Consider the following 19,755-nt stretch of genomic DNA (forward strand, 5'->3'; position numbering starts at 1 on the left):
CCCCTGATTCGCGCGCCTGACGGCGCGCGTCAGGAAATATCCGTTCTGCCTTGCGGTGTGACATGCGACTGTTTATTGCGGAAAAACCCAGTCTTGCCAGAGCCATTGCCGATGTGCTGCCCAAACCGCAGCGACGCAGCGATGGCTTTATTGCCTGTGGCGAACAGGATGTCGTGACCTGGTGCGTGGGGCACCTGCTGGAACAGGCGCAACCGGATATGTACGACGCCCGTTATGCGCGCTGGTCGCTGGCGGATCTGCCGATTGTGCCGCAGAAATGGCTGTTGCAGCCGCGACCTTCTGTCAGCAAACAGCTGAATGTTATAAAAAAACTACTGACTCAGGCGGATGAAATCATTCATGCCGGCGACCCGGATCGGGAAGGGCAGTTACTGGTGGACGAAGTGCTGGAGTATCTGGCGCTGCCGGAAGAGAAGCGCCAGCATGTGAGCCGCTGTCTGATCAACGACCTGAATCCGCAGGCGGTGGAGCGGGCGGTGTCGCGCCTGCGTGAAAACCGGGAATTCGTTCCGCTGTGCGTTTCCGCGCTGGCCCGCTCGCGTGCCGATTGGCTGTACGGCATCAACATGACCCGCGCTTATACCCTGCTGGGGCGAAACGCCGGTTACGAAGGCGTGCTGTCGGTTGGTCGGGTGCAGACGCCGGTGTTGGGGCTGGTGGTGCGGCGTGACGAAGAGATCGACAATTTTGTGTCCCGCGACTATTTCGAGGTTAAGGCGCATATCGTCACCCCGGCCGACGAGCGGTTTGTCGCCTTGTGGCAACCCAGTGAATCCTGCGAACCGTATCAGGACGAAGAAGGGCGGTTACTGCATCGCCCGCTGGCCGAGCACGTCGTCAAACGCATCGAAGGGCAACCGGCGCGGGTTATCGCCTATAATGATAAACGGGAATCGGAAACCGCGCCGTTGCCGTATTCTCTTTCCGCTCTGCAGATTGAAGCCGCCAAACGCTTTGGCCTTAGCGCCCAGCAGGTGCTGGATGTTTGCCAGCGGCTGTATGAAACTCACAAGTTGATCACCTATCCGCGTTCGGATTGCCGTTATCTGCCGGAAGAGCATTTTGCCGGGCGACAGGCGGTGCTGAATGCGATTGCGGCGCATCAGCCGGATTTGCTGCCTCAGCCTGCCGTTGATCCCGAGCGCCGCAACCGCTGCTGGGATGACGGTAAGGTCGATGCCCACCACGCCATTATTCCCACGGCACGCAGCGCCCGCACCTCGTTGACGGAACATGAAAAGCAGGTTTATGGGCTGATTGCCCGGCAATACCTGATGCAGTTTTGCGCGGATGCGGTGTTTCGTAAATGCGTTATCGATCTGGATATCGCCGGCGGCAAGTTTGTCGCCAAGGCGCGATTTCTGGCTGAAGCAGGCTGGCGAACGCTGCTTGGCAACAAAGAGCGGGATGAGGAAAACGAAGGGATGCCGTTGCCGGTGGTGGCGAAAGACGATGAACTTTTGTGCGAGCGGGGCGAGGTGGTGGAACGGCAGACCCAGCCGCCCCGACACTTCACCGATGCGACCTTGTTGTCCGCCATGACCGGCATCGCACGCTTTGTGCAGGATAAGGCGCTGAAGAAAATCCTGCGCGAAACTGATGGGTTGGGCACCGAAGCCACACGCGCAGGCATTATCGAGCTTCTGTTTAAACGCGCGTTTCTGATCAAGAAAGGGCGTTATATTCATTCCACTGATGCGGGCAAAGCGTTGATCCACGCTTTGCCGCCGATGGCGGCGCACCCGGACATGACGGCGCACTGGGAAGCCACGCTGACGCAGATCAGCGAAAAGCGCTGCCGCTATCAGGATTTCATGCAGCCCTTGACCCAGTCGCTGCATGAACTTATTCAGCAGGCCCGGCAAAGTGGTAATATCACCGCATTCAGAGGATTACCGCCGGTTAAACGTTCTTCGCCCGCGGGGCGGAAACGTCGCCAGTCACGTTCAGCCAGCACAAAGGAGTAACGCAGATGAAAGCATGGGGCACCTTCCTGATGGCAACAGGCCTGTTGTTATCTTCCGCTGCGCAGGCGGCGATGCAAACCACGGTGATTACGCAGGGGAATCCGGTGGTGCTGCCGGGTAATGGCAGCAGTACCCACGGCACGGTATCCACAACGCAGGGCAGCACCAACACCGAGGTGGTGGTGCCGGTTCCTCCTCAGGTTGTCTGGGGAAACGGCAATGGCGGCAACGTGCAGCGCGAAGCCCAGGTTAATTGCATGAGCTGCTGCATTTATCAGAACAGAAACTACTCTGAAGGCTCGGTGGTGAGGGCGGAAGGCGTGTTGCTGCAATGTCAGCGCGACAAAAGTAATCTCGGCACCAACAGTCTGGTGTGGCGTATCATCAAAGAACAGCAGTAAGCGTACGTGGTGATAGCGGGGCTGCTTGCAGCCCCGATCGCGTCATCAGAGCGTGAATTCCGCCCACACCGGCGCGTGGTCGGAAGGTTTCTCCATTCCCCGGATAGCATAATCGATACCGGTGGCCGCGCAGCGGCTGGCCAGCGGTGCCGTGGCCATAATCAGGTCGATGCGCAGGCCGCGGTTGTCGTCAAATCCGGCCGAGCGGTAATCAAACCACGAAAACCGGTCCTGACACTCGGGGTTGGCGGCGCGGAAGGTATCGACCAATCCCCAGTTTTTCAGCCGTTCCATCCATTCGCGCTCTTCCGGCAGGAATGAGCACTTGCCGGTACGCAGCCAGCGTTTACGATTGTCCTCGCCAATACCGATATCCAGATCGGTCGGGCTGATGTTCATGTCACCCATAATCAGTACCGGTTGGTCCGCCTGATGGTGCTGGTCAAGATAATGCTGCAAATCCTGATAGAAACGGGTCTTGGCCGGGAATTTCACCGGGTGGTCGCGGCTTTCGCCCTGTGGAAAGTAGCCGTTGACCACGGTCAGCGTGCCGAGCGGCGTCGCCAGGTCTGCCATGATGATACGGCGTTGGGCGTCTTCTTCGTCCGTGGGGAATCCACGACGCACCGCCAGCGGCTCGGCTTTGGTCAGCAGCGCAACGCCGTAGTGGCCTTTCTGCCCGTGGTAGAAGACGTGATAGCCAAACTGCTTCACCTCTTCGAGCGGAAACATATCGTCGTGGACTTTGGTTTCCTGCAGACCGATCACATCAGGCTGATGTTGTTCGATGATTGCGGCCAACTGGTGTGGTCGGGCGCGCAGCCCGTTGATATTGAAAGAAACAAACTTCATGTTCGCTGCCGTTGTTAAAAAAACGTGCCCTGATGTTAGCAGAAAGGCGGGAGTCGAGTCACGGCGGCTATGCTGCTGTATCAGCAGTCATAACTATCGGTGATGGCTGGTTGAACCGGGCGGCGTTAGCCCGTATACTCCGCGGCTTGCAGGAGAGCGGAAGGCATTACATGTCACGAATGTCACGACACGCCTTCCCGCCGAAGGCGCAAACTCCCATAATCGCTCAGGCTACCTTACTGCACATTTCTATGACGCCAACTGGAGAGCGGTTGCCAGACAACCCACCGAAGGGGCAAGCGGTTTTACCGCGTAAACTCTCAGGTAAAAGGACAGAGGGAGGGGCACATTTCACAAGGGTACGTGTGTGCTGACCTATATCTATCTGATCGCTATTACCGCTGAGGGTATGTCCGGCGCGCTGGCCGCTGGCCGCCGCAACATGGACATCTTCGGTGTTTCAATGATCGCTTTTATTACCGCGCTGGGCGGCGGTACGGTACGCGATATTCTGCTGGGTAACTATCCCATCGTCTGGACTCAGCATCCTGTCTATATCTACCTCACGATTGGCGCCGGACTGCTGGCGGTGCTGGCTGCGCGCGTGATGCACCATCTGCACCGGCTGTTTCTGGTGCTGGACGCCATGGGGCTGGTGGCATTCACCATTATCGGTTGCAATGTGGCGATTGAGCTGGGTTATTCACCGACCGTGGTGGTGATGGCGGGGATTACCACCGGTATCTTCGGCGGGATCTTGCGGGATATTTTCTGCAACCGGACGCCGATGGTGCTGCGCAAAGAGCTGTACGCCTGCGTTTCATTGCTGGTGGCGCTGGTTTACCTTGGCCTGCGCGAAATCGGCATCAACCACGATCTAAACCAGCTGATCTCTTTCTCTGTCGGGTTATCGCTGCGTCTGGCGGCTATTTTCTGGTCCTGGCAGTTGCCGGTATTCAGCTATATGCCGGAACGCTGGAAAGAGTAATCACGTTATTCTGCTGTGCTATCACCGCGACGCCGGTATGTGAATATCGTGGAGTCATCATGGCGATTTTTCATGATGCGGCAAAACGGTCGTGGTGACGTCACGATGTGTTCTTCTTGCTGTGCTTTCGGGTGACTTTTCGTTTGAAGGTGAAGCTATGTAGTGAGGATACGTCGTAGCGACTTGAGAGATGGTGGTGGGGGAAGGATTCGAACCTTCGAAGTCTGTGACGGCAGATTTACAGTCTGCTCCCTTTGGCCGCTCGGGAACCCCACCACTGGCCTGATTGCTCTTTCGTGTCGAGCGGGGCGCATCATACCAAATGCCGCGCCCCTGTAAAGACCGAAAAAACAAAAACAAGTTCGTTTGCCGGTTTTTTATGCCGCCCGCTGCAATTGTAGGCGAAGGGCGGCGAAGTGCTAATCAACGCAGAATAATCGTGCGGTTGCCGTAAACGAACACCCGCTGAGCCAGCACATGGTACAACGCCCGGCTGAGTACGTTTTTTTCCACGTCGCGACCGGCGCGCATCATGTCGTCCGCGGTGTACGTGTGATCGACGTGAATCACGTCCTGCATGATGATCGGGCCTTCATCCAGATTGTCGTTCACGTAATGGGCGGTGGCGCCGATGATCTTCACGCCGCGCTCGTAAGCCTGATGGTACGGGCGCGCCCCGATAAACGCCGGCAGGAACGAATGATGGATGTTGATGACCCGGTTGGGGTAGTTCTGAACAAAGGCGGGCGTCAGCACGCGCATGTATTTCGCCAGCACCACATAGTCAGGCTTGTATTGGTCGATCTGCGCGATCATTTTCAGATCGTGCTCTTCGCGCGTCAGGCCTTCGTGGCTAACCAGGTGGAACGGAATATCAAAGCGTTCTACCAGCGTACGCAGCGTTTCGTGGTTGCCGATTATCGCCGCGATCTCGACATCCAGACCGCCATAGGCGCTTTTCATCAGCAGATCGCCGAGACAGTGAGCTTCCTTGGTAACCAGAATCACGACACGGCGACGCCCGGCGCTGCTCAGTTCGCGCACGGAGCCTTCCGGTAAGGCGCTGTCCAGATCGGCCAGCAGTGTGGTGTCGTTGAAGATACCTTCCAATTCCGTACGCATGAAGAAACGACCGGTACGGTGATCAACGTATTCCGAGTTCTGCACGATATTCAGCTCGTGCTTGTAACAGATGTTGGTGATCTTGGCGATAAGCCCTTTTGCGTCAGGGCAGATTGTCCGTAAAATTTTTCTTTGGATATTCTGGGATTGCATGGAATTGGGATCCTGTCCAAAACATAAATCAGATGTTGCCGTTACGCGATGCCGGAATCACCGCGGTAATCGAGAGTATTAATGTCCACAGCACTTTTTGTATTTTTTGCCGGAGCCGCACGGACAGGCGTCGTTCCTGCCGGTTTGCAGGTGAACGCCGTCGACATAGTACCAGCGATCGCGATAACGAAGGAAGCGAGAACGTTCTCTCATCAGCACCCGGCGGTCCGGATGTTCGGTTGTGCTGTAGCTGGCCGCGAACTCGACATAGCCTTCGTCCGCCGTTTTTCCCGCCGCGACGTCCAGTATCCGCAGACCGAGCCAGTGCGTGTCGGCACAACTGGCGGCGATGTCGGCTCGCCAGTTTTCCGCGTGGCAATCCGGATGCCAGGTGGCGACCAGATAATCGACATCCTGTGTGACGTAGGCGCTATACCGTGAGCGCATCAACAGATCAGGGCGCGAAGCCTGGGTATCACCGCGCAGATAGGGCTGGCAGCAGTGTTCGTAAGGCTGATCACTGCCGCACGGGCAACATTCGGACACAATATCTCCTGCAAAATTCTGCAATAAGGTTAAATAATTGAGACGCCACTGATAAGGCGTGCGCTATGTTACCCAATAGGGTTCGCGTATCGCAATAATCCTGCCTGGCGGGTACATAACAGCAGGGCAGCGCCTAGAATAAGATACAGGAGAAGCACCATGCGGAAGGTAACAATCGGTCTGGCATTGGGATCCGGCGCGGCTAAAGGATGGGCGCATATCGGTGTGCTGAAGGCGCTGGAGGATCTGGGGGTTGTGCCTGACGTGGTGGCGGGGTGTTCGGTGGGGGCGCTGGTCGGCGCCGCTTACGCCACGCACCAACTGGACAGCATGGCGCACTGGGTGAGTGGCTTTCGCTACTGGGATGTCATCCGCCTGATGGACTTTTCCTGGAGTCGCGGCGGATTATTGCGGGGGGATCGCGTTTTCAACCATGTAAAGCATTTGCTACGTACGCAACATATTGAGGAGTGTGCTATCAAATATGGAGCAGTGGCAACTAATCTGAGTACGGGAAGGGAACTTTGGCTGACGCAAGGGGACTTACATTTGGCTGTTCGCGCTTCCTGCAGTATGCCGGGGTTATTGTCACCCGTACAATTCAACGGTTACTGGCTGGTGGATGGGGCTGTCGTTAATCCGGTACCGGTCTCACTGACTCGCGCGATGGGCGCGGATGTGGTGATTGCGGTGGATTTGCAGCACGACGCTAGCTTGCAGCAGCATAATTTGCTGTCTGCCAGGCCGGCGGCTCAGGCGGAAGCGATTGCCGCGCCGCACGGCTGGCGTCAGCGTCTTCGGTATCGGCTGTCTCACCGTTTTCGTCGACAGACCCAAGCGACGCCTACCGCGATGGAGATCATGAGCACCTCCATACAGGTATTGGAGAATCGCCTGAAAATGAATCGCATGGCGGGCGATCCTCCGGATGTATTGATTCAACCCTATTGTCCGCAAATCGCCACGCTGGATTTTCATCGGGCGGAAGAGGCTATTGAGTCCGGCAGGCTGGCGGTGGAAAAACAGCGGGAATGGCTGTTACCGCTGGTGAACCGGGGTGTGTAGGGTTATTTCCGATTTGGGATTCGGCAACGAATGATGATGAGCGGTGCAAGGGGTCATTGATGGCACAACCACTGACGGGAAAACACATTTTGGTTGTTGAGGATGAGGCTGTTTTCCGTTCCGTGCTGGCCGGTTATCTGACATCCCTGGGCGCAGATGTGCATGAAGCGGATAACGGCAAGGATGCGCTGGAGAAAATGGCTCATCAGCCGCCCGATCTGATTATCTGCGATCTCAACATGCCCATGATGGGCGGTTTCGAATTCGTCGAGCGGTTACGGCTGCACGATATCACCACGCCGGTGCTGGTGGTGTCCGCCACCAGTCATCTGGCGGACATCGCCAGAATATTGCGTCTTGGCGTTCAGGATGTGCTGCTCAAACCTATCCATGATTACACCCGCTTGCGCGAGTCGGTGATGGCCTGCCTGTACCCGACGATGTTTACTTCGCAGGCCAATGAAGTCGAACAACTGATGCATGACCTGGACACACTGAATCAGTCGCCCGGCGCGGCGTTGAAGCTGCTTGAGCAGTTGCAGCCGCCGGTTCAGCAGACGCTGGCGCGCTGTCGGGTCAATTACCGGCAACTGATGGCGGCGGACCGACCTGGGCTGGTGCTTGATATTGCGGCGCTGTCCGGGGACGATCTGGCGTTTTATTGTCTTGATGTGACGCAGGCGGCCAATAATCACGGCGTGCTGGCGGCGTTGCTGTTACGGGCGCTGTTCAACAGCCTGTTGCAGGAGCATTTGGTACATCAGCAGCGCCGGTTGCCCGAATTGCCGGTATTACTCAATCAGGTTAACCAATTATTGCGTCAGGCTAATCTGCAAGGGCAGTTTCCCTTGCTGGTCGGTTACTATCATCGGGAACTGAAACGACTGATCCTGATTTCGGCGGGGCTGCATGCCACTCTGAGTGTGGAAGAGCAACACATCGGGCTAAATAACGGGGTGCCGTTGGGTACGCTGGAAGCCGCTTATCTTAATCAGCTCAGTTATCAGTGCGAGTCATGGCAATGCCAGATGTGGGGCAGCGGCGGTCGTCTGCGACTGATGCTTTCTACAGACTAATCCGATAGCTGCGAACTTCCCCGCACTTCAGACTAGGTGTATCTATCGTTGTTATTTTTTATTCCCTAGTATGTGGCCTATGATTTTTAATCACGCATCCAGATTGGTCGAGCATCGCGCATTGAACCTGATATACTTTCGCGGTTTTATGCACCGGACAAATAAAGCTCATTATTTGAACGATATATACGAGGTTGTTTATGTCAACTGTTAATAAAAAAGTAAAAAAAGCGGTCATTCCAGTGGCTGGGTTGGGGACGCGTATGTTGCCTGCTACCAAGGCCATTCCCAAAGAAATGCTGCCGCTGGTCGATAAGCCGTTAATCCAGTATGTGGTTAATGAATGTATTGCTGCCGGTATCAATGAAATAATTTTAGTTACACATTCTTCTAAGAATTCAATAGAAAACCATTTTGATACCAGTTTTGAACTGGAAGCAATGCTGGAAAAACGCGTTCAGCGCCAGTTGCTGAAAGAAGTTCAGGCTATTTGTCCGGAGCATGTCACTATTATGCAGGTTCGTCAGGGGCTGGCGAAAGGATTGGGGCACGCGGTACTTTGTGCTCATCCGCTGGTTGGCGACGAGCCGGTGGCGGTTATTTTGCCGGACGTGATCATCGATGAATATGAATCCGATCTGAAAAAAGACAACCTTAGCGAAATGCTGCAACGTTTTTATAGCACAGGTCACAGCCAGATTATGGTTGAGCCGGTGGAAAATGTCAGCAGTTACGGCGTGGTGGATTGCAAAGGCGTGGAATTAAAACCGGGTGATAGCGCGCCGATGGTCGGCGTGGTGGAAAAACCCAAAGCGTCGGAAGCGCCGTCTAATTTGGCGGTGGTCGGACGTTATGTGCTGTCTGAACAGATCTGGGATCTATTGAAGAAAACAGAACCGGGTGCCGGTAATGAAATTCAGTTGACCGACGCTATCGCCATGCTGATGGAAAAAGAAACCGTTGAAGCTTATCACCTGAAAGGGGTAAGCCATGACTGCGGTAATAAGCTGGGATACATGACCGCTTTTGTGGAATATGGTATTCGCCATGACGCTCTGGGTGAAGACTTTACTCAGTGGCTGAAAGAGGCGATAGAGGAAGACGCCAATTAATCTTCTCCCCCCTGTACTTTTAGTTAGTACGGGGGGGTGCCTGAATCAGGGCATAAAAAAACACCCCTTTGAGAGGGGTGTTTTTGTTTTTATTCTCGAGCTGTGAATTACAGCAGGAAGTCATCCAGAGACTTGCCTTGTTCTTCGATTGCTTTCTTGATGACTGCCGGGGTGCGGCCCTGACCGGTCCAGGTTTTCAGCTCACCGTTTTCGTCGGTGTACTGATATTTAGCCGGACGCGCTGCACGTTTGGCTTTACCGGCAACTTTGTTTGCACCCAACGATTGCAGTAATTCGTTCGGGTCAATGCCGTCGGCAATAAGCATTTCACGGTACTGCTGTAATTTGCGTGTGCGTTCTTCAATTTCTGCCTGAGCCTGGTTTTCTTCTTCGCGGCGCTCGTTCACCACGACTTCCAGCTTTTCCAGCATTTCTTCCAGCGTTTCGAGGCTGCATTCTCTTGCCTGGGCGCGCAGGGTGCGGATGTTGTTTAGAATCTTAAGTGCTTCGCTCATTGGATTAATCTCAAAATAAATATTATCGGTGACAGTACAGAGATAATAGAGTGCCGTTTTATTTTCTGCAATAGGTAAAATTGTCAGGTTGTTAAAATTTAGCAAATTTAAAACGGAAATCACGTGTTGACCAACCAATATAAATTTCGGACAAGCCAGCTAATACATTCTGTTAGCGCGATCTGCAGCGGAAATAGCCATGTGGATCGCATCGATAGTTTCTTTGAACCCTCACGATGGAACTATCTATATTACTAAACCACAGAATGATTCAGGGCGCGTACGGAGCAGGGGCGGCGCGACTAAACCCTCGTCGGCGGCAATACCTATGTTACAATAAATTTTAACGATTACTGACCGGTGAATGCCGTTGAACGAGGAGCCATGGCGCAGCTTTATTTTTATTATTCCGCGATGAATGCAGGGAAATCCACCGCACTGTTACAGTCTTCATATAACTACCAGGAAAGGGGAATGCGAACCCTGGTGTTTACGGCTGAAATAGATGACCGCTCCGGGCGAAGCGGCATCGTTAGTTCCCGTATCGGTCTGTCTTCACCAGCGTTATTGTTTAACGAACAGACAGATTTATTCCAGACGCTTGAGCTGGCGCATCGTCAGCAAACTATTCACTGTGTGTTAATTGATGAAAGTCAGTTTTTGACACGTGAACAAGTGAATGCGCTGTGTGATGTTGTCGATCAATTAGACATTCCGGTTCTCTGTTATGGCCTGCGTACCGATTTCCGCGGTGAATTGTTCAGCGGGAGTCATTATTTATTGGCGTGGGCAGACAAACTGGTCGAACTTAAAACCGTCTGCCATTGCGGGCGTAAAGCGAATCACGTATTGCGGGTGGATTCGCATGGCAAGCCCGTCATTGAAGGCGAGCAAGTCGTTATCGGCGGAAATGAGAGTTACGTGTCGGTGTGTCGAAAGCATTATAAAATCGCGTTGGGATTGACCCGACCAGAAACGGAATAATCCATATCTATATAGGCTAAGCATTTAGCCGGGCTTATTAATAACCGGGTAGTGGAGGCGATTATCCGGTTATCGCTTCTGGTAAAAATTGATAATATAAATTAAATATTCGTTACCAGATGCGTATTTGTCGCTTTTGTCGTTGCTTTCACTAACGCTTCCCCCGGTGTTATTGATGCGATTTCCGGGCCGCTGTTCGCCGTCTGAGGCGAATAATCCCTCACCGCCCCCTCTGTTGATGTAGAGGTGCTGCCACCGCGTTCGTCACAGCCAGGATCGACACCGTAATAACCTGCTGGCGGAGTTATCGGCGGCACGGACGGTATACGAGACAGCAGGGTGTTTGAGCGCTGATATGCTGCTTGATGCACCAACCTCGCTTTACCGGCATAAGGCTCCCCGTAGCGGTAACAGAGCCGTTATCGAGAGCATGCGGGGACTTCCGCCAGATTCCGGGGGATGACGGTACGTTCTCGGCAAATTGGTACCTCAGCAGGTAATGGCGACGCGGCGAGTTATTTCTTGTCCATGATGTGACAAATCCAAAAAAAAGACCCTGCGCGTGCGCGCAGGGCTTTGCGTATGCTGCCGTCAGCGATATCAGTTAACGGCTTTCTTCTCTTTCTTCTCGGCTTTTTCCGCCTTGACGGGCGCGCTGGCCGCCGCCGGGGTAGCTTTGCTCTCGGTGACCGCATGTTCGACAAACGGACGGCCGTAGAACGAATCCAGCAGGATTTGTTTCAACTCGGCAATCAGCGGATAACGCGGGTTAGCGCCGGTACACTGATCGTCAAACGCATCTTCAGAGAGTTTATCCACTCTGGCCAGGAAATCGGCTTCCTGTACGCCGGCTTCACGAATCGAGGTGGGAATCCCCAGCTCTTTCTTCATGCTTTCCAGCCAGGCCAGCAGTTTTTCAATTTTCTGCGCCGTACGGTCGCCAGTGGCGCCCAGACCCAGATGGTCGGCCACTTCCGCATAACGGCGGCGTGCCTGAGGACGATCGTACTGGCTGAACGCCGTCTGTTTGGTCGGGTTATCGTTGGCGTTATAGCGGATTACGTTACTAATCAGCAGGGCATTGGCCAGCCCGTGCGGGATATGGAACTCGGAACCCAGCTTGTGCGCCATCGAGTGGCAGACGCCCAGGAAGGCGTTAGCGAAGGCGATACCGGCGATGGTCGCCGCGTTATGGACGCGCTCGCGGGCAACCGGGTTTTTTGCGCCTTCACGGTAGCTGGTCGGCAGGTTTTCTTTCAGCAGCTTCAGTGCCTGCAGCGCCTGTCCGTCGGAGTATTCGTTCGCCAGCACGGATACATAGGCTTCCAGCGAGTGGGTTACCGCATCCAGGCCGCCGAACGCACACAGCGATTTCGGCATGTTCATCACCAGATTGGCGTCCACAATCGCCATATCCGGGGTCAGCGCGTAGTCCGCCAGCGGATATTTCTGACCGGTGGCGTCATCGGTCACCACGGCGAACGGCGTTACTTCAGAACCGGTGCCGGAGGTAGTGGTGACGGCGATCAGCTTGGCTTTCACGCCCATTTTCGGGAACTTGTAGATACGTTTGCGGATATCCATGAAACGCAGCGCCAGTTCTTCAAAATGGGTATCCGGGTGTTCGTACATGACCCACATGATCTTGGCGGCATCCATCGGCGAACCGCCGCCCAGCGCGATGATAACGTCGGGTTTGAAGGCGTTCATCTGTTCGGCGCCTTTGCGAACAACGCTGAGCGTCGGGTCGGCTTCCACTTCAAAGAAGACATCGGTATCCAGACCCTGTTGTTTCAGCACCGACGTAATCTGGTCGGCATAGCCGTTGTTAAACAGGAAGCGGTCGGTAACGATGAACGCGCGTTTAGCGCCGTCGCTCGCAACTTCTTCCAGCGCGATCGGCAGAGAGCCGCGGCGGAAGTAGATAGATTTGGGAAGTTTGTGCCACAGCATATTCTCTGCTCGCTTAGCCACGGTTTTACGGTTGATCAGGTGTTTCGGCCCGACGTTCTCGGAGATGGAGTTACCGCCCCATGAACCGCAACCCAGCGTCAGCGACGGCGCTAGTTTAAAGTTGTACAGATCGCCGATCCCGCCCTGAGAAGCCGGAGTGTTGATCAGGATACGCGCGGTTTTCATCTTGTCGCCAAAATGGTTGACGCGGCGAACCTGATTGTCCTGATCGGTGTACAGGCACGAGGTGTGGCCGATCCCGCCCATGGCAACCAGTTTTTCCGCTTTGTCGACAGCGTCTTCAAAATCTTTCGCCCGGTACATGGCCAGCGTCGGGGAAAGTTTCTCGTGAGCGAACGGTTCTGACTCGTCTGCGTTCGTCACTTCACCGATCAGCACCTTGGTGCTGGCAGGCACGGTAATACCGGCCATTTCCGCAATCTTGATAGCCGGCTGGCCGACGATAGCGGCGTTGAGCGCGCCGTTTTTCAGCAGAATGCCTTGTACCGCGCTGAGTTCTTTGCCCTGAAGCAGGTAGCCGCCGTGGGTCGAGAAGCGTTCACGTACGGCATCATAGATTTCATCGACCACGATCACCGACTGCTCGGAAGCACAGATCACGCCGTTGTCGAAGGTTTTGGACATCAGAATCGAGGCTACGGCGCGTTTGATGTCGGCCGTTTCATCGATCACTACCGGGGTGTTGCCCGCACCTACGCCGATTGCCGGCTTACCGGAGCTGTAAGCCGCTTTTACCATGCCCGGGCCGCCCGTTGCCAGGATCAGATTGATATCCGGGTGATGCATCAGCTGATTGGACAGCTCCACCGACGGTTCATCAATCCAGCCGATGATGTCCTGGGGCGCGCCTGCGGCGATAGCAGCCTGCAGAACGATGTCCGCCGCTTTGTTGGTGGCGTTTTTTGCGCGCGGATGCGGGGAGAAAATAATGCCGTTGCGGGTTTTCAGGCTGATTAATGCTTTGAAGATAGCCGTGGAGGTCGGGTTGGTGGTCGGAACGATGCCGCAGATAAGGCCGATAGGTTCGGCAATCGTGATAGTGCCGAATGTATCATCGACGGACAGCACGCCGCAGGTCTGTTCATCCTTGTAAGCGTTATAGATGTATTCGGAAGCGAAGTGGTTTTTGATCACTTTATCTTCAATGATACCCATGCCGGATTCGGCGACCGCCATTTTCGCCAGCGGTATACGGGCATCCGCAGCAGCCAGCGCGGCGGCGCGGAAGATCTGATCGACCTGCTCCTGCGAGAAATTTGCGAACTCCTGCTGCGCTTTTTTGACGCGTTCGACCAAAGCGTTAAGTTCAGCAACGTTTGTTACGGCCATAATGCTCTCCTGTAATGTTAAGCTCTTTCAGTCAATGGTCAGCCCGGTAAATAAGCAGTATAGATAATGGTTAACACACCTGATTTTGGCTGCGGTGATTATCCATTGACTCAAAGCGCTCCCGATAAATGCGATCGCCTTGTTTAATAACAGAAACCCAGGTTTCTCAATCCTATTCCTAAAGTTGTCGGCGATTTGACGGTAGAATCTGCTGCCTTTAATCCTTCCTGTTACGATGAAGGCAGAATACCCCGTTGTTAGCCGATTTTTTGTGATCATGCTCGCTAAATTTCAATGCTGACACCATTCAGCACGATGCGTTTGAGAATTGATATCATTTATAGCGGCGATTTGTTAAAAATAAATGACCATAATATGAGTGGGTTTATATGGATTTGTATCGAAAATCTGAATGGACGCAGAGAATAATTATCAGGGCGGAGGATGGAGGCGCGCGATGCTTTAGATTATGGTAGGAGGCATCACGGCATCGGCTGTGGCTTATCAGGGATTCCCGGCGTTGACAATAATCTTCAGAGGTGGAATGTGATTCAGCCTGTCCTGGACTTCTCCGGTTACATCAAATTCTTTATCGGGTTGTTTGCGTTGATTAACCCGGTGGGCATTCTGCCTATCTTCATTAGCATGACCAATTATCAGGGCGCGGAAGGTCGGTCGAAGACCAACCTGACGGCGAATGTCTCCGTGGTGATCATTCTCTGGGGCGCTTTGTTTTTCGGCGACACTATTTTGCGGTTGTTCGGCATTTCCATTGATTCGTTTCGGATTGCGGGCGGCATTCTGATTGTCACCATCGCCATGTCGATGATCAGCGGCAAGCTGGGTGAGGATAAACAGAATAAGCAGGAGAAAACGGAAACCGCCAATCGGGAAAGTATTGGCGTGGTGCCGCTGGCATTACCGCTGATGGCAGGGCCGGGGGCAATCAGTTCCACCATTGTCTGGAGTTCCCGTTATCACGGCTGGCAGAATCTGCTGGGGCTGTCGGTGGCGATTGCCGTTTTCGCATTCTGCTGCTGGCTGTTGTTCAGAGCCGCTCCGGCGCTGGTGCGATTGCTGGGGCAGACCGGTATTAACGTGGTAACGCGCATCATGGGGTTGCTGTTGATGTCGCTCGGCATCGAATTTATCGTTACCGGAATTCGCACCTTGTTTCCCGGTTTGCTATAGCCGAAAGGGCTGCTGCTTTATTTTTATTGATACTTTTTTCTTATGTTTATTTCCCGGCAATAATTGGGCCGGGGAAAGCATGTCGCCCACTATTATTTATCACCCATTTATCACTTCGGATGGTCTGGCTTATTTTCATTCTTTATCGCATGCCTTAGATAAGCTAATGCATATGATGTAAAAGGCGACAGGCATTATGGCGAGTCGCATATGCGCTTTCGCTGTTAATTTATTCACACGCGGAGGGCGTAGAGCCAGGAACGGTGTTATTGTGTACGGAAGTGTTTTATCGTGCGTTTTTTATCCTGATCTACTGTTAATTCTTTCATACTTACAAGTTATTGGACAATCTGCTGCCGGGTGAATCTTTACCGCCGTGACGCTCGTCATGGATGTTTTTATATCCATTTACGCGCTCGAGCCATTTTGTGACTTTCCGAGATGGAAAAGAAATTTAAGTAACAGGCTGCAAAATCTATTGGCGAAGACGGATTCTTCTGATACGTTCGGCATCACGCTATTCCCCTTGGCTGTTATGGATAAGTTAATTTTATTAGAGCCTTATCCGTGGCTGCTTTTTTGTGGGGGGCGTACCATCAGGGAAGAGTGGAAATGGCTGTGGGCTGCCGGGTCTGGGAAAGGGCTGCGGCGGTTTTTGGGTTGCCGAAATGTGCTGTTTTTATCTCTGTTGATTTTTCCAACACGTTGGCGCGGCGTTATGACGTATCTGGCCGTGTTGCGTGGATAAAACAATTTAGATGTGATTGAGCGGCCGTGTTGCCAGATTCGTTCCTCTGGTGGCGATGATGTCTGTCCGCTTAATACGTAAAAAAAGTTATGTGCCTGATTGGGCGATAACAGTAGAACAGGAGCAAGGTAAATAATGGTAAACAACACTATTAAAAAAAGACTGGCGGTCAGCATTCTCGCTGCTATCACTGCCTCTGCTGGCGTTTCCGCCTGGGCTGTTACAGTACCGGCCGGCGTTCAACTGGCTGAGAAACAGGAACTGGTGCGTAATAATGGTTCCGAGGTTGCCTCGCTGGACCCGCATAAAATTGAAGGCGTGCCGGAATCCAACGTTGCGCGCGATCTGCTGGAAGGGTTGCTGGTAACGTCCCCAGATGGTCATCCGGCGCCGGGCGTGGCGGAAAGCTGGGACAACAAAGATTTCAAAGTATGGACCTTCCATCTGCGTAAAAACGCCAAATGGTCCAACGGCGATCCGGTTACCGCTCAGGACTTCGTTTATAGCTGGCAGCGCATTTCTAATCCGAAAACCGCCTCTCCTTATGCCAGTTACCTGCAGTTCGGCCATATCGTCAATATCGATGACGTGGTGGCAGGCAAAAAATCTCCTGATACGCTGGGCGTAAAAGCCATTGATGACCACACGCTGGAAGTGACCCTGAGCGAACCGGTTCCGTACTTCTATAAACTGCTGGTGCATCCGTCCACTTTCCCGGTGAACCAAAAAGTGGTTGAGCAGTTTGGCGACAAGTGGACCCAACCGGCCAACTGGGTCGGCAACGGCGCTTACAAGCTGAAAGAATGGATCGTGAACGAAAAAATCGTTCTGGAGCGCAACCCGAACTACTGGGATAACGCCAACACCATTATCAACAAAGTTACCTATCTGCCGATCTCGTCTGAAGTCACCGACGTGAACCGCTACCGTAGCGGCGAGATCGACATGACTTATAACAACCTGCCGATCGAGCTGTTCCAGAAGCTGAAGAAAGAGATTCCCAGCGAAGTGAAGGCGGATCCGTATCTGTGCACCTACTACTATGAGATCAACAACCAGAAAGCGCCGTTTAACGATGCCCGCGTGCGTCAGGCGCTGGTGCTGGGTCTGGATCAGGATATTCTGGTTAACAAGGTGAAAGGTCAGGGCGACACCCCGGCGTTTGGTTTCACCCCGCCGTACATCGACGGCCTGGACGGCAAACTGACTCCGCCGGAGTGGGTGAGCTGGTCGCGTGAAAAACGTAATGCCGAAGCGAAGAAACTGCTGGCTGAAGCGGGTTTCACTGCTGAAAAACCGCTGACCTTTAACCTGCTGTACAATACTTCCGATCTGCACAAGAAACTGGCGATCGCGGCGTCTTCCATCTGGAAAAGCAATATCGGCGTAGATGCGAAGCTGGAAAACCAGGAGTGGAAAACCTTCCTGGACAGCCGTCATCAGGGGACATTTGACGTAGCTCGTGCCGGCTGGTGCGCGGACTATAACGAACCGACTACGTTCCTGAACATTATGATCGCCAACAGCAGCAGCAACACCTCGCATTATAAGAGTGCGGATTTCGACAAGCTGATGGCGCGAGCGTTGGCGGCCAAAACAGAGGATGAACGCGCTGGCGTTTACAGAGAAGCGGAATCGCTGCTGGAAAAAGACGCGGTTATCGTTCCGGTTTACTACTACGCGAATACCCGTCTGGTTAAACCGTATGTAGGCGGCCTGACCGGTAAAGATCCGCTGGATAACCTCAACGTTAAAAATCTATACATTATCAAGCATTAATGATGACAGGACTGCGTGCTGGCACGCAGTCCTTATTCGGTTTGATAGACAGAAGAGAAAATCTCAGACCGGTTTTATAGGTAAGGTCAATGTTAAAATTTATTTTCCGTCGTTGCCTGGAAGCAATCCCGACACTGTTCATCCTGATTACCATCTCGTTTTTCATGATGCGATTGGCCCCGGGAAGTCCGTTTACTGGAGAACGCAACCTTCCACCTGAAGTTATGGCGAATATCGAAGCCAAATACCATCTGAACGATCCTATGATCAAACAGTACGGTAATTATCTGGTGCAGTTGCTGCAAGGCGACTTCGGGCCGTCTTTCAAGTACAAAGATTATTCGGTAAATGATTTGGTCGTCCGGGCTTTTCCGGTATCGGCTAAATTGGGTGCCGCCGCTTTTCTGCTGGCTGTGGTGCTGGGGGTGACCTCCGGCGTAATTGCCGCATTGAATCAAAACAGTAAATGGGACTACACGGTAATGGGGTTTGCCATGACCGGGGTGGTAATCCCGAGCTTTGTAGTGGCGCCGCTGCTGGTGCTGGTCTTCGCGATAACCCTGCGCTGGCTGCCTGGGGGCGGCTGGAACGGCGGCGCGCCGAAATACATCATTCTGCCGATGGTCGCGCTGTCACTGTCCTATATCGCCAGTATCGCTCGTATTACCCGCGGCTCCATGATTGAAGTGCTTCATTCGAACTTTATCCGCACCGCGCGCGCCAAAGGGCTGCCGCTGCACCGGATTATTCTGCGCCATGCCCTGAAGCCGGCGCTGTTGCCTGTGCTTTCCTACATGGGGCCGGCGTTCGTGGGGATCATCACTGGCTCCATGGTGATTGAAACCATTTTCGGTTTACCTGGTATTGGTCAGTTGTTTGTTAACGGTGCGCTTAACCGTGACTATTCGCTGGTGCTCAGCCTGACTGTTTTGGTGGGCGCGCTGACCATTCTGTTTAATGCGGTCATCGATGTGCTGTACGCGGTCATCGATCCGAAGATCCGTTACTAAGGTAAATCACTGATGTTTTGGAATAAACGTAACCGCGAAGCGCTGGATAATTTCAGCGAAAAACTGGAAGTGGAAGGGCGCAGCCTATGGCAGGATGCGCGCCGTCGCTTCATGCACAACCGGGCGGCGCTGGCCAGCCTGTTCGTACTGACGCTCATCACGCTGTTTGTGGTCATTGGCCCGATGGTGGCGCCGTTCAACTACGCCGATACCGACTGGAATATGATGTCCAGCGCGCCTGATATGGTGTCCAAACACTATTTCGGCACCGATTCGTCCGGCCGCGACCTGCTGGTGCGTGTGGCGATCGGCGGACGTATTTCTCTGATGGTCGGCGTCGCCGCCGCGCTGGTGGCGGTGGTCGTGGGAACGCTGTATGGCGCCGCATCCGGCTATATAGGCGGGAAAGTGGACTCGGTCATGATGCGCCTGCTGGAGATCCTTAACTCCTTCCCGTTCATGTTCTTCGTTATCCTGCTGGTGACGCTGTTCGGGCAAAATATCCTGCTGATTTTTGTGGCTATCGGCATGGTGTCCTGGCTGGACATGGCCCGTATCGTTCGCGGCCAGACCCTGAGCCTGAAACGTAAAGAGTTCATTGAAGCCGCGCTGGTGTGCGGTGTATCCACCCGCAGTATCGTACTGCGCCATGTCGTGCCGAACGTGCTGGGCGTGGTCGTGGTGTACGCATCGCTGCTGGTGCCGAGCATGATCCTGTTCGAATCTTTTCTGAGTTTCCTTGGCCTGGGTACCCAGGAACCGCTGAGCAGCTGGGGCGCGCTGCTGAACGATGGCGCCAATTCAATGGAAGTGGCGCCGTGGCTGCTGCTGTATCCCGCCGGTTTCCTGGTGGTGACCCTGTTCTGTTTCAACTTTATCGGCGATGGCCTGCGTGATGCCCTCGACCCGAAAGACCGCTAAG

The 19,755-nt window shown here is 53.8% G+C and carries 17 protein-coding genes, 1 tRNA gene and 1 riboswitch; of the genes, 12 read left to right on the forward strand and 6 right to left on the reverse strand.

All coding sequences use genetic code 11. From position 1 onward, the window contains the following. Positions 1–62: 62 nt before the first annotated feature. Positions 63–1,988 (forward strand): DNA topoisomerase III, encoded by a 1,926-nt coding sequence (locus DXX3274_RS10750; protein ID WP_042859776.1) that lies wholly within the window; start codon positions 63–65, stop codon positions 1,986–1,988. Positions 1,989–1,993: 5 nt separating this feature from the next. Next, a complete protein-coding gene (locus tag DXX3274_RS10755) occupies positions 1,994–2,389 on the forward strand; it encodes a DUF1496 domain-containing protein (RefSeq protein ID WP_042859777.1) in 396 nt (131 codons plus the stop codon). Between the two features lie 45 nt (positions 2,390–2,434). Here DXX3274_RS10755 and xthA read toward each other — a convergent pair whose 3' ends face one another. Continuing rightward, complete coding sequence (gene xthA / locus DXX3274_RS10760) at positions 2,435–3,241, reverse strand: exodeoxyribonuclease III (RefSeq protein WP_038658881.1); 807 nt, start codon at positions 3,239–3,241, stop codon at positions 2,435–2,437. Positions 3,242–3,492: 251 nt separating this feature from the next. Next, positions 3,493–3,587, forward strand: a riboswitch (glycine riboswitch). Between the two features lie 21 nt (positions 3,588–3,608). Here xthA and DXX3274_RS10765 point away from each other — a divergent pair. Further along, on the forward strand, positions 3,609–4,229 hold the full coding sequence (locus DXX3274_RS10765) for a trimeric intracellular cation channel family protein (protein WP_038658878.1): 621 nt from the start codon (positions 3,609–3,611) through the stop codon (positions 4,227–4,229). 191 nt (positions 4,230–4,420) lie between these two features. Here DXX3274_RS10765 and DXX3274_RS10770 read toward each other — a convergent pair. The 3 genes from DXX3274_RS10770 to DXX3274_RS10780 form a co-directional block, all read right to left on the reverse strand. After that, a tRNA-Tyr gene (locus DXX3274_RS10770) sits at positions 4,421–4,505 on the reverse strand. Between the two features lie 147 nt (positions 4,506–4,652). Then, positions 4,653–5,504 (reverse strand): formyltetrahydrofolate deformylase, encoded by an 852-nt coding sequence (gene purU, locus DXX3274_RS10775; RefSeq protein WP_042859778.1) that lies wholly within the window; start codon positions 5,502–5,504, stop codon positions 4,653–4,655. Between the two features lie 78 nt (positions 5,505–5,582). Beyond that, positions 5,583–6,050, reverse strand: coding sequence for a YchJ family protein (locus tag DXX3274_RS10780; protein ID WP_042859779.1), 468 nt, complete (start codon positions 6,048–6,050; stop codon positions 5,583–5,585). Positions 6,051–6,209: 159 nt separating this feature from the next. Between DXX3274_RS10780 and rssA the strand changes: the two genes are divergently transcribed. The 3 genes from rssA to galU all read left to right on the forward strand — a co-directional run bounded on the left by rssA (position 6,210) and on the right by galU (position 9,303). After that, entirely contained in the window at positions 6,210–7,115 is a 906-nt protein-coding gene (gene rssA / locus DXX3274_RS10785; RefSeq protein WP_042859780.1) for a patatin-like phospholipase RssA, read from the forward strand. Positions 7,116–7,174: 59 nt separating this feature from the next. Beyond that, on the forward strand, positions 7,175–8,191 hold the full coding sequence (gene rssB, locus DXX3274_RS10790; protein WP_038658867.1) for a two-component system response regulator RssB: 1,017 nt from the start codon (positions 7,175–7,177) through the stop codon (positions 8,189–8,191). 200 nt (positions 8,192–8,391) lie between these two features. Further along, positions 8,392–9,303, forward strand: coding sequence for a UTP--glucose-1-phosphate uridylyltransferase GalU (gene galU / locus DXX3274_RS10795; protein WP_038658863.1), 912 nt, complete (start codon positions 8,392–8,394; stop codon positions 9,301–9,303). Between the two features lie 107 nt (positions 9,304–9,410). On the opposite strand, the gene hns is transcribed toward galU, so the two are convergent. Beyond that, complete coding sequence (hns, locus tag DXX3274_RS10800; RefSeq protein WP_012769908.1) at positions 9,411–9,818, reverse strand: histone-like nucleoid-structuring protein H-NS; 408 nt, start codon at positions 9,816–9,818, stop codon at positions 9,411–9,413. Between the two features lie 384 nt (positions 9,819–10,202). Here hns and DXX3274_RS10805 point away from each other — a divergent pair, with 384 nt between their 5' ends. Next, the gene (locus DXX3274_RS10805; protein WP_039693950.1) at positions 10,203–10,802 is read left to right on the forward strand and encodes a thymidine kinase; all 600 of its coding nucleotides are present in this window, start codon (positions 10,203–10,205) and stop codon (positions 10,800–10,802) included. 600 nt (positions 10,803–11,402) lie between these two features. Here DXX3274_RS10805 and adhE read toward each other — a convergent pair. Next, a complete protein-coding gene (gene adhE / locus DXX3274_RS10810) occupies positions 11,403–14,105 on the reverse strand; it encodes a bifunctional acetaldehyde-CoA/alcohol dehydrogenase (protein ID WP_042859781.1) in 2,703 nt (900 codons plus the stop codon). 546 nt (positions 14,106–14,651) lie between these two features. Here adhE and DXX3274_RS10820 point away from each other — a divergent pair. The 5 genes from DXX3274_RS10820 (at position 14,652) to oppC (ending at position 19,754) form a co-directional block, all read left to right on the forward strand. After that, a complete protein-coding gene (locus DXX3274_RS10820; protein ID WP_042859783.1) occupies positions 14,652–15,296 on the forward strand; it encodes a YchE family NAAT transporter in 645 nt (214 codons plus the stop codon). A 388-nt stretch (positions 15,297–15,684) separates the two neighbouring features. After that, positions 15,685–16,044, forward strand: a complete 360-nt coding sequence (locus tag DXX3274_RS23725; RefSeq protein WP_152495254.1) for a hypothetical protein — start codon at positions 15,685–15,687, stop codon at positions 16,042–16,044. A 135-nt stretch (positions 16,045–16,179) separates the two neighbouring features. Continuing rightward, complete coding sequence (gene oppA, locus DXX3274_RS10825) at positions 16,180–17,823, forward strand: oligopeptide ABC transporter substrate-binding protein OppA (protein WP_042859784.1); 1,644 nt, start codon at positions 16,180–16,182, stop codon at positions 17,821–17,823. Positions 17,824–17,912: 89 nt separating this feature from the next. Beyond that, positions 17,913–18,833, forward strand: a complete 921-nt coding sequence (oppB, locus tag DXX3274_RS10830; protein WP_038658845.1) for an oligopeptide ABC transporter permease OppB — start codon at positions 17,913–17,915, stop codon at positions 18,831–18,833. A gap of 12 nt (positions 18,834–18,845) precedes the next feature. Then, a complete protein-coding gene (gene oppC / locus DXX3274_RS10835) occupies positions 18,846–19,754 on the forward strand; it encodes an oligopeptide ABC transporter permease OppC (protein ID WP_042859785.1) in 909 nt (302 codons plus the stop codon). Position 19,755: the final 1 nt, after the last annotated feature.

The sequence above is a fragment of the Dickeya sp. NCPPB 3274 genome, assembly GCF_000406205.1.
Classification (GTDB): Bacteria; Pseudomonadota; Gammaproteobacteria; order Enterobacterales; family Enterobacteriaceae; genus Dickeya; species Dickeya fangzhongdai.